The organism is Microbacterium sp. Z11_20 (assembly GCF_057197605.1).
Window position 1 is genome coordinate 161,253 of sequence record NZ_JBXVOQ010000002.1, and the last position, 14,652, is coordinate 175,904.

Annotated in this window: 11 protein-coding genes; 7 read left to right on the forward strand and 4 right to left on the reverse strand. The window is 68.5% G+C overall.

Annotation, left to right across the window (positions count from 1 at the left end; translation table 11 throughout):
• The first annotated feature begins 1 nt into the window (after position 1).
• From AC2DFQ_RS05775 to AC2DFQ_RS05785, 3 genes are read left to right on the forward strand one after another with little or no spacing between them, the layout of a single operon-like run.
• Positions 2 to 1,402 (forward strand): MFS transporter, encoded by a 1,401-nt coding sequence (locus AC2DFQ_RS05775; RefSeq protein ID WP_484533231.1) that lies wholly within the window; start codon positions 2 to 4, stop codon positions 1,400 to 1,402.
• On the forward strand, positions 1,399 to 2,454 hold the full coding sequence (locus tag AC2DFQ_RS05780) for a LacI family DNA-binding transcriptional regulator (RefSeq protein WP_484508241.1): 1,056 nt from the start codon (positions 1,399 to 1,401) through the stop codon (positions 2,452 to 2,454). Before AC2DFQ_RS05775 ends, AC2DFQ_RS05780 begins: the two co-directional genes overlap by 4 nt.
• Complete coding sequence (locus AC2DFQ_RS05785; protein ID WP_484533232.1) at positions 2,451 to 3,449, forward strand: nucleoside hydrolase; 999 nt, start codon at positions 2,451 to 2,453, stop codon at positions 3,447 to 3,449. Before AC2DFQ_RS05780 ends, AC2DFQ_RS05785 begins: the two co-directional genes overlap by 4 nt.
• A gap of 18 nt (positions 3,450 to 3,467) precedes the next feature.
• On the opposite strand, the gene AC2DFQ_RS05790 is transcribed toward AC2DFQ_RS05785, so the two are convergent.
• Complete coding sequence (locus AC2DFQ_RS05790) at positions 3,468 to 4,706, reverse strand: MFS transporter (protein WP_484533233.1); 1,239 nt, start codon at positions 4,704 to 4,706, stop codon at positions 3,468 to 3,470.
• A 74-nt stretch (positions 4,707 to 4,780) separates the two neighbouring features.
• Between AC2DFQ_RS05790 and AC2DFQ_RS05795 the strand changes: the two genes are divergently transcribed.
• Positions 4,781 to 5,374, forward strand: coding sequence for a CGNR zinc finger domain-containing protein (locus tag AC2DFQ_RS05795; protein ID WP_484533234.1), 594 nt, complete (start codon positions 4,781 to 4,783; stop codon positions 5,372 to 5,374).
• Between the two features lie 25 nt (positions 5,375 to 5,399).
• Here the strand turns inward: AC2DFQ_RS05795 and AC2DFQ_RS05800 are convergent, their stop codons facing one another.
• Together AC2DFQ_RS05800 and AC2DFQ_RS05805 are read right to left on the reverse strand one after the other, a co-directional pair.
• Positions 5,400 to 9,725, reverse strand: a complete 4,326-nt coding sequence (locus AC2DFQ_RS05800; RefSeq protein ID WP_484533235.1) for a S8 family serine peptidase — start codon at positions 9,723 to 9,725, stop codon at positions 5,400 to 5,402.
• A 277-nt stretch (positions 9,726 to 10,002) separates the two neighbouring features.
• Positions 10,003 to 10,302, reverse strand: coding sequence for a hypothetical protein (locus AC2DFQ_RS05805; RefSeq protein WP_484508246.1), 300 nt, complete (start codon positions 10,300 to 10,302; stop codon positions 10,003 to 10,005).
• A gap of 162 nt (positions 10,303 to 10,464) precedes the next feature.
• Here AC2DFQ_RS05805 and AC2DFQ_RS05810 point away from each other — a divergent pair, with 162 nt between their 5' ends.
• From AC2DFQ_RS05810 to AC2DFQ_RS05820, 3 genes are all read left to right on the forward strand, one after another.
• Entirely contained in the window at positions 10,465 to 10,815 is a 351-nt protein-coding gene (locus tag AC2DFQ_RS05810; protein ID WP_484508247.1) for a hypothetical protein, read from the forward strand.
• Complete coding sequence (locus AC2DFQ_RS05815; RefSeq protein WP_484533236.1) at positions 10,815 to 11,666, forward strand: nitroreductase family protein; 852 nt, start codon at positions 10,815 to 10,817, stop codon at positions 11,664 to 11,666. Before AC2DFQ_RS05810 ends, AC2DFQ_RS05815 begins: the two co-directional genes overlap by 1 nt.
• A gap of 143 nt (positions 11,667 to 11,809) precedes the next feature.
• The gene (locus tag AC2DFQ_RS05820; RefSeq protein WP_484533237.1) at positions 11,810 to 12,835 is read left to right on the forward strand and encodes a zinc-dependent alcohol dehydrogenase family protein; all 1,026 of its coding nucleotides are present in this window, start codon (positions 11,810 to 11,812) and stop codon (positions 12,833 to 12,835) included.
• A 30-nt stretch (positions 12,836 to 12,865) separates the two neighbouring features.
• Here the strand turns inward: AC2DFQ_RS05820 and AC2DFQ_RS05825 are convergent, their stop codons facing one another.
• Positions 12,866 to 14,422, reverse strand: coding sequence for a glycosyltransferase family 2 protein (locus tag AC2DFQ_RS05825; protein WP_484533238.1), 1,557 nt, complete (start codon positions 14,420 to 14,422; stop codon positions 12,866 to 12,868).
• Positions 14,423 to 14,652 lie beyond the last annotated feature (230 nt).

Sequence of the window (14,652 nt, forward strand, 5' to 3'; positions counted from 1 at the left end):
CGTGGAACCCACTCAGTCCTCCGACGTCCTCGCCGCGGACGCCGAGCTTCAATCCCGCGAGGGACGGAAGAACTTCCGCAACGCCACGCTGTCTTCGTGGCTGGGCACCACGATGGAGTACGTCGACTTCGCGCTTTATGGTCTTGCGACCGCTTTGGTGTTCAACACCTTGTTCTTCCCCAACTCATCCCCGGCGGTCGCGATGCTCGCCGGGTTCTCGACCTACGCTGTGGGGTTCCTCGCCCGACCTGTCGGCGCGTGGTTCTTCGGGCGGTTGGGCGATCGCCGCGGCCGGAAGATCGTGCTGGTCGCCACGATCGCCCTCATGGGGGGCGCAACGACCCTCATCGGTCTGCTCCCCACCTACGAGCAGGTCGGGTTCCTCGCGCCGCTGCTCCTTCTCCTGCTGCGTATCGCGCAGGGCTTCGGCGCCGGTGCAGAGTTGTCGGGAGCCGCCATCATCCTCACGGAGTTCGCGCCGGCCAAGCGTCGCGGACTGGTCGCGTCCATCGTCGCCCTCGGGTCGAACAGTGGCACGCTGATCGCCTCGGCAGCGTGGCTGCTCGTCGTCCAGCTGCCGGAGGAGGACCTCTACTCCTGGGGCTGGCGGGTGCCGTTCCTGGCGAGCATTGTCATCGCGGTGTTCGCGCTCATCCTTCGTCGGACTATGAAGGAGACCCCGGTCTTCGCGCAGCAACGCGAGTACATCCAGACGCGAACCGGCAGCATCCGGGCCCCGAAGACCGGGTCGTTCTGGCGCCGCAACCGCGCTTTCTTCATCATGGTGGGCCTGCGGATCGGGGAGAACGGGCCGTCGTACATGGCCCAGGGTTTCCTCGTGGGTTACGTGGCGAACGTGCTGATGATCGACCGTTCAGTGCCCACGACGGCCGTCCTCATCGCCTCATTGATCGGGTTCGCGGTGATTCCGCTGTCCGGGTTGCTCTCCGATCGCTTCGGCCGTCGCATCACCTACCGCTGGTTCTGCGTCCTGCTCGTGGCGTACGCGTTCCCGGCCTTCGCCCTGCTGGAGTCCCGCGAGCCGGGCGTGGTCATGGCGATCATCATCGTCGGCATGTGCGTCGCGTCGCTCGGAATCTTCGGCGTCCAGGCGGCCTACGGTGCCGAGCTCTTCGGCGCCAAGAACCGCTTCACCAAGATGGCTCTGGCGAAGGAGTTCGGTTCCATCCTCTCCGGCGGCACCGCACCGGCCGTCGCATCCGGTCTCCTGGCCGCGTTCGGTGCGTGGTGGCCGCTAGCGTTGTACTGGGCGGTGATGGCGGGGATCGGCCTGTTTACGACTTTCGTTGCACCGGAGACGCGCGGCCGCGATCTGAACCTCGTCCAAGACGCGACCGACCCAGAGCCGGCGGCGCAAACGGTCGAGACGAGGAGTGCGTGAGTAGAGGAAAAGTCACCCGCACCGATGTGGCGCGAGCCGCGGGAACATCCGTCGCCGTGGTCAGCTATGTCGTCAACAACGGGCCGCGTCCGGTGGCCGCCGCGACAAGGCAGCGTGTGCTCGATGCCATCGAGGCCACCGGGTACCGCCCGGACGGCATTGCCCGCGCCCTGGCTTCGGGATCCACGCGCACCTTCGGATTGATCGTCCCCAACATCGCCAACCCCTTCATCGCCTCGCTCGCTCACGCCATCGAAGATGAGGCCTACCGGCGGGGGTTCAGCCTCCTGCTGGGAGACTCGGCCGATGACAAGTGGCGGGAGGCGGAGCTGGTGAGCACCTTCCTGCAGCATCAGATAGACGGATTGTTGTTCTACGGCGTCGACCGCACGCACCCCTGGCTCGAGGAGGCGACGACCAGGATTCCCGTGGTGATCCTCGACGAGCCCGAGTCGATCCCGGGTGTCGGGTATGTGCGGATCGACGAGCGCGCCGCTTCGCTGGCCGCGACCCAACACCTTCTCGATCACGGGTACCGATCGCTCGCGGTGATCGCGGGCCCCCTCCATCAGCAGAACTCCCGCGATCGTCTGGCCGGCTGGCGGGATGCGGTGAGTCGATCAGGCGGCGGTGAGGGCGGGGAGCGCGTCCTCGAGGCGGAGTACACGCGTCGCGGCGGGTACGTCGCGGGCAGGCAGCTCTTGCAGGAGCCGAACGTGCCGGAGGCCGTGTTCCTGTCCAACGAGCAGCAGGCCCTCGGGTTCCTCGCGGCGGCGGCCGAGCTGGGAGCCGCCGTGCCCGACGACATCGCAGTGATCTGCTTCAACGGCACCACGAACGCCGAGTACGCCATTCCAGCCCTGTCCACCATCGAGCAACCGGTCGAGCAGGTGGCCGCGCACGCGGTTCGCCTGCTCGGGGACCGCAACGCCGACGTGCGGCAGACGGTGGTGTGCGACTTCCGTCTGGTCCCTCGACGCTCGTGCGGATGCGACTATCCGCGGGGCATCACGGCCGCCGCTGCCCTCGACCGAGGCGGTGCGGTGTCATGAGAGTGGTCATCGACTGCGACCCCGGCAACGGAGTCCCCGGCGCCAACGTCGACGACGGGCTCGCCCTCGGGCTGGCGGTCGCCGCGGCCGAGCGGCTGGATCTCACCGCGGTCACGATCGTCGCCGGCAATACCCCGAACCACGTCGGGTTCGCCGCCGCCCAGACACTGCTCGAGGATTTCGGTGTCGAGATCCCCATCTTCCTCGGGGCAGACCGGGCGCTGGTAGAAGACCCCGATCGTTGGCGGACCCAGCTCGATCGTGCGGCATCCGACCCGTCGGTGGAGCAGCTGTGGGCCGGCACGCCCCGGTCTCGGGCGCCTCACGACATCCCCTCGCTCCCCGCGGCGGAGGTGTTGGGCGCGCTCGTCCAGGAGAACCCGGGTGCGATCACGATCGTGGCGATCGGCCCTCTCACCAACGTGGCCCTCGCTCTGCGGTTGCACCCGGGCTTTGCCCGCGATGTCGGCCGCATCGTCGTGATGGGCGGCGTCTTCGACGTCGATGGATATCTTGTCGACACCAACTTCGGCTTCGACCCCGAAGCAGCGGCCATCGTGATGGCGAGCGGCGCCAACGTCACCCTTCTCCCGATGGATGTGACAACCCAGACGCTTCTGACTCTCGCTGACCTGGGTCGCCTGGAGGAGATCGACAACCGGCTGACGAGGGCGCTCACGCCGGGGATGCGGCCATGGGTGAGCTATTCCGCCCAGACGCGGCGCATCGGCGGAATGTGGATTCACGACGTCGTTGCCGTTGCTCTCCTGCTCGATCCGTCGCTCGTCCAGTCCCGCGCCTGCGGGGTGACCGTCGAACTCGCGCCGGGCCCCACCCGCGGACGGACCGCCCGGCTGGATTCCGGAACCCCGCCAGAACAGGGCAGCTTCATGGGGGAGCCGCCATCCATCGACGTCATCGAAGAGGTCGACAACGACCGTTTGCTCCATCTCATCGTCGACACCTTCCACGCGCACTCGGCGATCACGTCCTGACCGCGTGGGGGCGATCGGCTACCTCGCCGTGCGAGTCGGGCCGGGGGATTCGGCTCGGCGGAGCGCGGACGAGGTGATGCCGGGAGCGAGGACACAGGCGGTGATGGCGAGTCCGAAGCCCGCGATGAGGAACGCTGTCGGGACGCTGTACATCGATCCGAGGAGGCCACCGGCAAGTCCCCCGAACGGGACGACCCCGAGGACGATGAGTCGGTAGGAGGCGGTGACCCTTCCGAGGACCGCATCGGGCACCGATGCCTGTCGCAGCGTCGATACGACGATCTGGTTGCAGGCCGTCGCCAGTGCGGCCACGAACATGGCGGTCACCGCGAGGATCGCGTTGTCACTCGCTCCCACGACGATGTAGCTGGCTGCGGGAAGGAGAGCGGCGAGCCAGATGACGGGCCCACCACCGATGCGAGGGATAACTTTTTCCGCCACCAACGATCCGATGACAGCCCCGATCGCGGGAATGGCGAGGAAAACACCGTACAGGGACACGGGAATCCCGAGGTGGCCCGTGGCGATGAGGACGAGCAGAGCCCCGGTGGCGGTGCCGAAGAAATTGATCGCGGCAGACATGAATGCCACGCGACGCAGCAGATGGTTGTCCCAGAAGTGCCCCCAGCCGGCCCTGATATCGCCGAAGCCGGCCCTGGGGGTCTTCGCCGGTCGCGGGGCTTCGTCGTCTTGCGGAGGGAGTCTCGGCAGCAACAGCGCCGCTGCCGCGCCCAGGGCGAAGAGGCCGGCGCTCGTGAAGAACGCGAGGCTCGCCGCGATCGCCACGAGGAAGGACCCGACGGGTGGGCCGACGAAGGTATTGACCACGGACTGCGTGGCGAAGAGGCGCCCGTTGGCGCGTTCGAGCATCCTCCTCGGCACGATGCGCGGGGGGATCGTGAGCGCGGCATTGTCCACGAGCGTCTCGGCCGTTCCCGCGATGAACACCGCGCCGTACACCAGCCACACACTTTCCCAGCCGAGAGTGATCGCCGCGACGAGCAGGGCGAACCCCGATGCTCGGAGCAGATTGCCGGCCACCATGATCTTCCGCCGGTCGATCTGATCCGTGAGTGCACCGGCAGGCAGCGTGAACAGCAGCCACGGCAGGAACTGAGCCACAGTCATCCCGGCGACCAGAAGGGGGTCTCGAGTGATGGATGCCACGAGCAGCGGCGCCGCGGCGGCGAGAATCCCGTCCGCGGTATTCGTCGAAGCCTGCGATGACCACAGGGCGGCAAAGCCTCGTCCCCGCATGCGGGCTAACTCCTCGTCGGCGAGTTGACCATTAGTCGTACACTAGTGCACAACCCGCACAGATGAGGATGAGGTTGTCCGCACTTCCGGAAGTGACGCCGTCGCGGCTCGGTGGAGACATCGCCGTTGATTTCTTCAACACGGTCGATTGGCGGTTGGATCCGCCGCGACGCCGAGAGCAGCTTCCGACGTACGCGCATCTACTCGCATGGTGTCTGGCAGTGGGCCTGATGTCGCAAGAGGAATCCGACGGCCTGGCAGAATCCGCATCCCAGCGGGTCGACGACGCCGCAACGGAGCTACGTCGCGTCGTGGACCTCCGAGATGACACGTACGAATGCCTCACGGAGACCCGAGCCGCGACGTCACTGCAGCGCCATTTGAGCGAGGCGCACGCGGCGAGTTCGCTGCAGTTGACCCCGGGAGGCTCCTGGAGCTGGGCTCCGGACAGCCTCGACCTCATGAGCCCGCGGCACCGGATCGCGCTCGCGCTCGGAAGGCTGCTCACCTCCGACGCGATCACGAGATTCCATCGGTGCGAGGACAAGCACTGCGGATGGGTGTTCCTCGATAACTCCTCTCGGCGAAACCGTCGCTGGTGCAGTTCTGCAGACTGCGGAAATCGAAATCGCGTCAGGGCGCACTACGAACGCGTCAAGGGCATGTGAGCACCGTCGCGGGGGCGGAACGGTCCTAGCCGCCGGCGACGGTGAACCGCGCAGTTCGAGGTGGGGAGATGTTTCCCGCGACGTCCGTCGCGGTGACGGTGATGGTGTGCCGCCCCGCGCTCAGTGCGCCGGCCGGTACACATGACCACGCCCCGAACAACCCGGCGGTCGTCGTGCAGACCGCCTGGTCCCCCTCTGTCACGGTGATCGTGGCCCGCGGCTCCGTCGACCCCTTGATCGCGGGTCGGGTGTCGTGCACGGTTCCCGCGGGGGTCTTGACCGTCGGGACGGGCGGTGCGGCCGTGTCGCGCCACAGCACGCGTCGGATGGTCGCGGAGGTGTTGCCCACCGCGTCCGTGGCGGTGACCTTCACCTGGTGCACGCCGTCGCGGACGGGGAGGTCGCACGACCACGCGCCGTCGGCGCCGGCGGTCGCTTCGCACGTGCTGCGTCCCGCGCTGACCGACACGACAGCACCGGGCTCGCTGGTGCCCGCCACGGCGCTGGACCGGGTCGGCTGGGGGATGCCCCCGGCGGGGGTGGTGAGCGTGATCGGCGGCGCGACGGTGTCCACCGCATAGGCGTCGATCACCGTCTCCTTGAATGTGGCCCCCGCGTCGTCCCACGCTTCCGAGCGCAGCGAGATCGTGGTGGCGCCCCGCGGTGCGGTCACCTTCGCGGAGTATGCGCCCGCCCCTCGACCGGGCGCCACACGCACCGGTGTCCAGGTGGCACCGGCGTCGGCGGACGACCACAGCTTGAGGCCTCGCACCTTTCCGCCTTCGGAGCCGTCCTGGTGCGACACGGTGAGATTCAGTTCGGTCGTGCGCCCATCCGTATTGAAGGCATTCAGTCCCTGCACCCCGTAATCCAGCTGCAGCAGCGGCAGGATCGTCGCGGTCTTGGTGTTCGCGGACGGGAATCCCCACTCCGTGGAGATGTCGGTGGACAGCGGCCACCACGCGACATCCCGGTGCGTGTTCAGCGTCATCCGGTACGCGCTCTTCTCCGCTGGGACGGACGGGGTGCCGCTCGGGGCCTCTCCCTCGACCAGCAGGGCATCGCCCTCCCACAGCTCGAATCTCCCGGTCGACGCCACGTCGGGCCCCCACAGCTGCGCATGACCGTCTCCATCGACCCGGTACGGCAGGTTGACGGACAGGACATCGCCGTCACGGCTCACCGCAGCATCCTGCGGCGTAGCCGGAGACGGTCGCAGTCCACCGTGATGCACCTGGCCCACGAATGTCTCACTCGCCCGCTGCCCCGGCCGGTACGTCACGTGCGCGCTCTCGAACGGCGCGGGGTCCGCGTTCCATGCTTCGCCCGCCTGCACGGAGCGTTGGAAGGTGAGGTCATCGTCAGTGGAGTAGTACACCTCTCGGCCGAGCAGCGGCCCGGTGAAACGGAATCCGAACCCGGTGTAGTTTCCTCCGCCGATCATGGTGACGTATTCCACCATCGGGGTGCCGGGCACGAAAGCCTTGACGTCGACGTTCACCGTGGCGGTCGTCTTCCCGTTGGCCTCGTAGGTCAGATCCGTGGGAACGCCCTCTTCGATATAGCCGAGCTGGTACTGGTACGAGGGGTCGGTGATGCCGGTGCCCTGCAACCGGGCTTTTCCGTCGCCCGCGAGGCTCACCAGCTCGAGGCCGAGGTCGCGGGGCAGCGTCAGTGTGGGCAGCGCCTTGCGAGCCATCCCCGGGAATCTGCGCGGGTCGACCGACTCGAAGTACGGACCAGGCGTCGCCCCGTAGACGATCGCGGCCACGGCTCCCGCGTCATACGCCGCCTGCGCTTGAGCGTTCAGATCCTGATCGCCGCGATCCTCGATCAGGACGACGGACCCGCGAGCGCCGGCAGCTGCCAGCTCGTCCGGCGCCCCCTTTCCCGCGTTCACGATCGGCGCGTCCAGCGTGCCCAGGTACTGCGGAGACAGCACGCCGTAGTTCAGCTCGCGGGAGATGTCGATCTTCTGACGGGAGCCCACCGCGCTGACGTCGAGCAGTGGTTGGTTCAGCACGTAACGCGAGTGGACCTTCATGTCGCCTGCCAGCGGCTCCTGCGTCCCGAGGACGGAGACGTCGAGATCGAGGCCTCCCGTCGCGCCGCCGATACCGCCCGACACCCAGGTCGTGACCGGGTAGCCGCGATTCGGCAGCCATCGGGCGATGGTCTCCTCCAGGCCGGTCGTCTTGGCTTTCTTCTCGGTCTTCATCTCGACCGGAATCGCCTTGCTCCCGTCGACGACCACCGTGGTGTCGCCCTGCAGGTCGACGTCGCGCGTGAAGCCCGTGAAGCCGTCGACGAAGAGCGCATCCGGGGATGCGACGTTCAGAAGCTGGCCGAGCAGCGCGTACCGGCCGGGCCGGAGCCGGACTTCGGTGACGCCGTCGACGAGGCTGAACGGCTGATCGATCCGCGAGTCGTCGAGCCCGTGGATCATGCCCGCGCTGCCCAGCGGAGCGGGCGTACCGTTCGCCTGGGTGGCCTCGATCCGCAGCGTGTGCAGATCGGGCTCGGACATGAACGCGAGCACCGTCCGGATGGGCGGGGCGCCCTCGCCCACCGCGGTGAGCACGCCGGTGTAGACGCCGGGGTCATCGGCGCGCGGGTCGACGATGACGTCGAGGGAGGCGGTGCCGTGAGCAGGCACCGTCACAGTGTCTGTCGAGAGCGTGACCATCCCTGCGGGTGCCGCGTCGCCGTCGGGCTGCGTGACCGTGACGCCCACGCGGGTCACGACGTCGACGTCGGAGGTGTTCGTGTACGTGACCGTCTGGGAGCGCGGCGCCTGCGTGTCTCGCGGCGACGAGAAGACTCCGAAGGACAGCGAGGCGGGAGTCGCGTACACCGTCTCCTCGAGCGCGCCCGGGATCCAGGTGCGCCCCGCGCCCTCGGAGTACACCGGGTTTCCGGCCGGCTGCGCCGAACCCATCAGCACGGACTTGACAGCCTGGTCCCCCAGGTCCGGTCGTGCGGCCTTGACGATCGCTGCGGCGCCGGCCACATGCGGTGCGGCCATGGACGTGCCGGACATGGCCTGGTAGAGCTCGCCGACGGGCTCGAACGGATTTGTCTCCGCCGCCGCCCGGGCTGCGACGATCCCGTGGCCGGGCGCAGCGATGTCGGGCTTGATCGCCCAGTCGCCGAACCGCGGCCCGAGTGACGAGAACGACGCGAGCGAGTCGTCGTCCGTGACGGCAGCCACGGTCAGTGCGCTGTCGGCCGTGCCCGGGGTCGTCACCGTTGTCGCCCCGAATTCGCCCTCGTTGCCGGCGGCAACCACGACGAGCGTGTCGTACCGCTCGGAGATCGAATTCACGGCCAGGGCACCGGGGTCGGTGCCATCCGTGTAGTCGCCCTGGATTCCCAGGCTCATGTTGATGACGTCCGCACCGTTGCCGGCGGCCCACTCCATCGCGTCGATGACCCACGAGGTCTGGCCCTGTCCCGCGGCGTTGAGGACTCTGCCGTTGAGGAGGCGGGCTCCGGGAGCGACGCCCCGGTAGTCGCCGCCGGACGCCTCGCCGCTGCCGGCGATGATCGATGCGACGTGGGTGCCGTGCCCGGCCTGATCCATCGCGGTGCCGCTGGCGGTGAAGTCCGCCTCCAGCGTGACGATCCCCTCGTCGAGATCCGGATGGTTCGTGTCGATGCCCGTATCGAGGACGGCGACGACCGCGCCGGTGCCATCCGCACCGCCGGCCCACGCCTGCGGAGCGCCGATCTGCGGCATCGAGTCGGTGTCGAGCAGTTCGACGGGGGAGTCGAGCCAGACCTTCTCGACCGTGTCGGCGCTCTCCACGGCGTCGACGAGCTCAGGAGCACCCCCGGGTGCGACCTCGCCCGCGACGGAGGAGATGGACTCCAGGGTGTGCTCCGGCTCCACGCCGAGCGCCTCCCAGCTGGGCGCGGCCGCGCGGGCTCCGGGCTCCGTGGCCGTCTGAACGATGACAGGCAGGCCGCCCTCCGAGTCGTCCGCTTTCAGGTCTTGGAGAGCGAGGACGTCGAACAGGTTGCGGTCCAGGTGGTCGGGCACCAGATGAGCGACGTCCGAGGGAATCACGAAGAGCTGACCGTCATCTCCGAAGCTGTTGTAGCTGACGGGTCGTCCGTCATCCCGCGGCGCGGGCTGGAACGAGAGGGCGGGATCCCCGTCGGGTCCGGCCAGCACCGTCACGCGGTCGCCCGTGATGAGGGTCACCACGTCGCCCGACTGCTGCGTGGGCAGCGCCGCGGTTGCCGCGTCGTCCTCGGTTGCGGCCGCGACCGGGGGGATCGCGCCGGCTACGACGGCCATGCACACTCCGCCGACGACGGCACCGACGACTGCTCTTCTGACTCTCACGCTGTCTCCCTGATGGGAAGCGGCGTGCCAGGTCCCCCGGCCCGGCACCCGCTCCGTGCGGGCGCCCACGGCACGAGAGCAGCAGAGATGCTCTCGTGCCCAGCTCCCTGCTGATGACTCGATCTATGGCGGCCGACGCGTCGGCCTGGCTTGAAAGTAGCAATTGTTGTCGCGCCATACAATTGCCCCTGCACGCAGATGGTCCCGCGTTGCCGGACTGTAACAACCGCGCAATACCCCCGTCATGCGGGCGACGACCCACGCGCCGCGGCGGGGCTCAGCGCTCGCAGAGCCTGGGCGTATCGCTGCGTCCGAACCGGTAGTCGTAGGCGGTGCCGTCGACATCGACCACGATGCGCATGCCCTCGACGATCGCCTGCGCATACGACCGTCCCGGCGCCGGGCAACCGAGGGCGCTGCTGGGCCACGTCACGGCCTCGGCCAAGATCAGAGCCGGCTCTCCTGTCACGCCACGCGCCGAGAGGTCGTCGATGATGGCGCGCCAGCGTGCGATCGGAACCTCCGTCGGCCTGCCGACGGAGCCTCCGGCGGGGGACTGTCCGCGGAACGTATTCACCCCGCCATCATGCCGGTGTGCCTGCCTGCCCGGAAGCGCTCTCAGAGCCCGGGCGCCGAGGCGGCGCCGTTCGCCCGTAAGCTGCATGGGTCGTGCACCACGAGTGGGCCGTCCGAGTCCCTGTTCTCCGTGCGACCTGCACACCTACCGAGGAGGCGCCCGATGAGCGCTCAGAGGGACGGACGACTCCTCCGCGGCCTCGTCACGGCCGCGGGTGCGAGCTACACCGGCAACGTCGCGTTCGGAGCGGCCGTGGCATCCGGTGCGATCGACAACAGCCGCATCCGGTGGGTCCACCACGCCCTGTACCTCGCAACGGCGTCACTGACCGCGCTCGCGCTTGCGTGCGCAGCTGTCCGGCGTCGCCCCGAGGCATTCGCCCTCGTGCCGGGGGCGCTGACGCTGGCCGTCCTGCCCTACGCCAGCGGACGGATGCGGCGGCACGCTACCGTCGCGGGGTTGGCCGCTCCGTCATTCGCGACCGCTGTCGTTCTGGCCTGGAGGAGGCGCTGATGGAGTTCCTGGACGTGGTGCGTCGTCGGAAGACGACCAACGGGGCGTTCCTCCCCGACCCGGTCTCGGAGGAGCATCAGCGGTTGCTGATGGAAGTGGCTAGCCGAGCCCCGTCGCAGCTGAACAGCCAGCCTTGGCGGTTCGTGATCGTCGAGGAGCGCGCCACGATCGAGGAGATCGCGCGGATCAGCGGTGAGAGCATGACCGAGGCCATGTCAAACGGCACCTTCTTCGAGCGGTACAAGCCGTACTTCCGATTCAGTGCGGCGGAGATGGAACGGCGTCGCGATGGGATGCTGTTCGACCGACTCCCCGCACCGCTCCGCCCGTTCACGAGCCAGGTGTTCACCTCCCGGGGGCAGAAGCTGATGAACGCGCTGCGTGTCCCGCAGAGCCTGGGCGAGGAGAATCGCAAGCTCGTCTCCGGGTCGCCGCTGCTTCTCGGGGTGATGCTCGACCGGTCGGAGTACCGGCCCGGGCAGCTGTCGTCGTTCTACTCCGTGTTCAGCATGGGGGCGGCGATGGAGAACATCTGGCTCACCACCGTCGAACTCGACATGGGCATCCAGTTCATCTCCTTCCCGATGGAGGTCCCGGGGCGTTGGGACGAGATCGTCCGCCTGCTCGAGGTGCCGGATGACCTCGAGCTGATGGCGGTGTACCGGCTCGGCTATCTCCCCGCCCACCAGCGCCGACCCCCGATCGACTGGACGAGCGGGCAACGAAAACTTCCCTCGCAGTACGTCTTCCGGGGAACCTGCGCCACGCCCCAGGAGGGATGGGACGAGCCGCCCATGCCCGCTCGGTCCGGTGGCAGCGGCGAGTCGTCGTCGCTTCCCGGGCGCTCCTGACCGACCGTTCATCGTTCCGGACGGACGGACCTCGGGACCGGCACGGGGACCGTTCGGCCCTCCCGGTTCCGGGTCTGTGGATGTCGAATAGGTGGAGAAGAATCGTTGCCCCCGGGTAGACGCACCGATGCGAGGAGAATCCCATGCGCCAGGTCTTCATGGACGCCCCCGGCGAGATCCGCGTCGGCGAGCGCGCTGAACCGGTCATCGTCGAGCCGACCGACGCGATCATTCGTCTCACGGCGACCTGCATCTGCGGGTCGGATCTGTGGCCGTACCGCGGCGTCGAGCAGGTCGATCACACGCCGATGGGGCACGAGTACGTCGGGGTCGTGGAAGAGACCGGTCAGGACGTGAAGACCCTCGCGGTGGGGGACTTCGTCGTCGGTTCGTTCGTCATCTCCGACAACACCTGCGAGATCTGCCGAGCCGGGTACCCGTCGAAGTGCGTGCACGCCGAGTTCGTGTCCAGGACGATCGGCACCCAGTCCGACAAGGCTCGCATCCCTCACGCGGATGGCACCCTCGTCGCCACCCCCGGTCAGCCCGACGCCGACCTCATCCCGTCGCTTCTCGCCGCGTCCGACGTGCTGGGCACCGGCTGGTTCGCCGCCGTCGCCGCTGAGGCGGGCCCCGGCAAGACCGTCGCGGTGGTCGGCGACGGGGCCGTCGGTCTCATGGGCGTGCTCGCCGCGAAACAACTCGGCGCGGACCGCATCATCGCCATGTCCCGCCACTCCGACCGCCAGAAGCTCGCGATCGAGTTCGGTGCGACCGACATCGTCGAAGAGCGCGGGGAGGAAGGGGTGAGGCGGATCAAGGAGATGACCGGCGGGCTCGGGGCGCACAGCGTCATCGAGGCGGTCGGCACGCAGGAATCGATCCTGCAGGCCATTCGCTCCACCCGAGGAGGCGGGCACGTCGGATTCGTCGGGGTCGCCCATCAGGGCGTGTCCCTTCCCCTCGACCAGCTCTTCTTCGCCGAGGTCCACCTGCACGGCGGGCCCGCACCGGTGCGCCGGTTCCTCCCTGACCTCATCCCACTGATCTGGGACCGGAAGATCGACCCCGGGAAGGTGTTCGACCTCACCCTTCCCATCGAGCGGGCCGCCGAAGGCTACACGGCGATGGATGAGCGCCGCGCCACCAAGGTGCTGCTCACGCTCTGACACGAGCGCGGGCGCGTCGTATCCGACCTGTCACCTGCGACGTAGGAGCGACCGAGCCCGGCGCGCGGCGCGGCCCGCGACGTCCTTGAGCCGCCCGGCCGGCCACTCGCGATGGAGCTCGGCGACCCCGCCCTCCGTCGCCTCGAGGTAGCAGGTGGGCCCGGCAAGGATCGGTGAGCGCCCCGTGGCGGCGAGAACCGCCGGGTCGGCTGTCAGCGGGACGGTGAAGGTCCAACCCGCCCGACGAACAGCGGCGAAGAGCCGTCCGCCGCGGGAGGGATCGGTCCGGCTGAAGACCCTCAGGGGATCGATCGAGAAGCGGACGGACGCGAGGTCTTTCGATCGGCGTCCGGCGATGACCCGTTCGGTTCCCTCCGCCTCGTCACGCAGGAGGAGGTCGACCCGGTCACCGCGAAGGTCGCGCGCCGCCTCGAGGAGGCCGGCCGGCAGGGCTGCCAGTGACGGCGGCGGCCGCCACGCGAGGCGCTTGGCTCCTGCACCCGCTGGTTGCTCGAAGACGAGCGCGTCCTCGCCGTCGCGCGTGATGCCGACGCCGATCCGGAGATGGAGTCCTCCGCCTCGCGACCACCGGGCGGAGGTGACAACGGCGCGGCACTGCAGGTCGGCTTCGAATTCCGCGAGGCGGAGCAAGTCGGTCCGCTGTTCGGCGCGGAGCAGCGCGGCGCGGATGCGGTGGGGGAACGCGAGACCCTTGTCCACGCCGGGGCCGAATCTCGCCTGCGCGATGGGCGTGACCACGTCGAGGAAATGCTCGCGGTAGTCGTCCGGATACCGCACCATCTGGCGCCCCGCGAGCCGCTTCAGGATCTTCCCGCGGAACCAGTGGCGCAGGAGCCTGTCGCGCAGTTCGCCCGGCTCCGTCCGCGACTCCACGAGGTCGAGGACGGCCTCCAGATGAGGGAAGTACGTGTCGGGATCTATCCGCGACGCGCTGGCGCTCCCGGGGTGCTTCACCCACGCGTAGCAGGGTTCGCTGGCGAGGACCGAGATCGTTCCGGCGTCGAAGTAGGCCCGCATGACGAAAAGGTGGTCCTCGAGGCGGACCCGTCCGTCGGGAAAACGGATCTCGTTCTTGCGGAGGAACGACGTGCGGAAGAGCTTGTGCGGGGTGAGGAGCTCCAGGAGCGGGTCTTTCCCGAGCGTGGCGCGGGGGATGTCGCGGCGGAAGATCTGGCGGGGAAGGCTGCGCCCGACCCCCACCTCCTTGCCGACGACGACATCGGATCTGTTCAGGTCGGCGTAGTCGCAGAGCTTCTCCAGTGCGGCGTCGAAGAGGTAGTCGTCCTGGTCGACGAAGTACACGTAGTCGCCCTGGGCGGCATCGATCCCGTGGTTACGCGGCGTGCCGGGCCACCCGGTGTGCGCAAGGGTCAGGACCCGGACGTTCGATCGGTCGCGGGCGGTGTGCGCGAGACGCTGGCGGGTCGGCTCGTCGGATCCGTCATCGCAGAGGATCACTTCGAATTCCGCAGCCGGCAGTGTCTGCCGGTCAAGAGACCCGATGAGCTCGTCGAAGGCCGGCCCCGGATTGAACACCGGAACGACGACGCTGGCACGAACGGGCACTGGTCACCCCATCCACTCGTCACAACTGCTTCATCGCCTCGACCCGGACATCGATCTCCCCGGCGCGGGGCAGACCTCCGGGCAACCGGCGATCGGTCTCGCCCTCAGTAGAATCGAACCTCCTGGGAGGGAGGTGTGCGGTGCCGTTGGATCCATTTTTCTCAGAGCGTTTGCGGGTGCACCGCCGCTACCTCCTCCGTCAGCGCGTCGATGCCCTCCGTCGCCGGGTG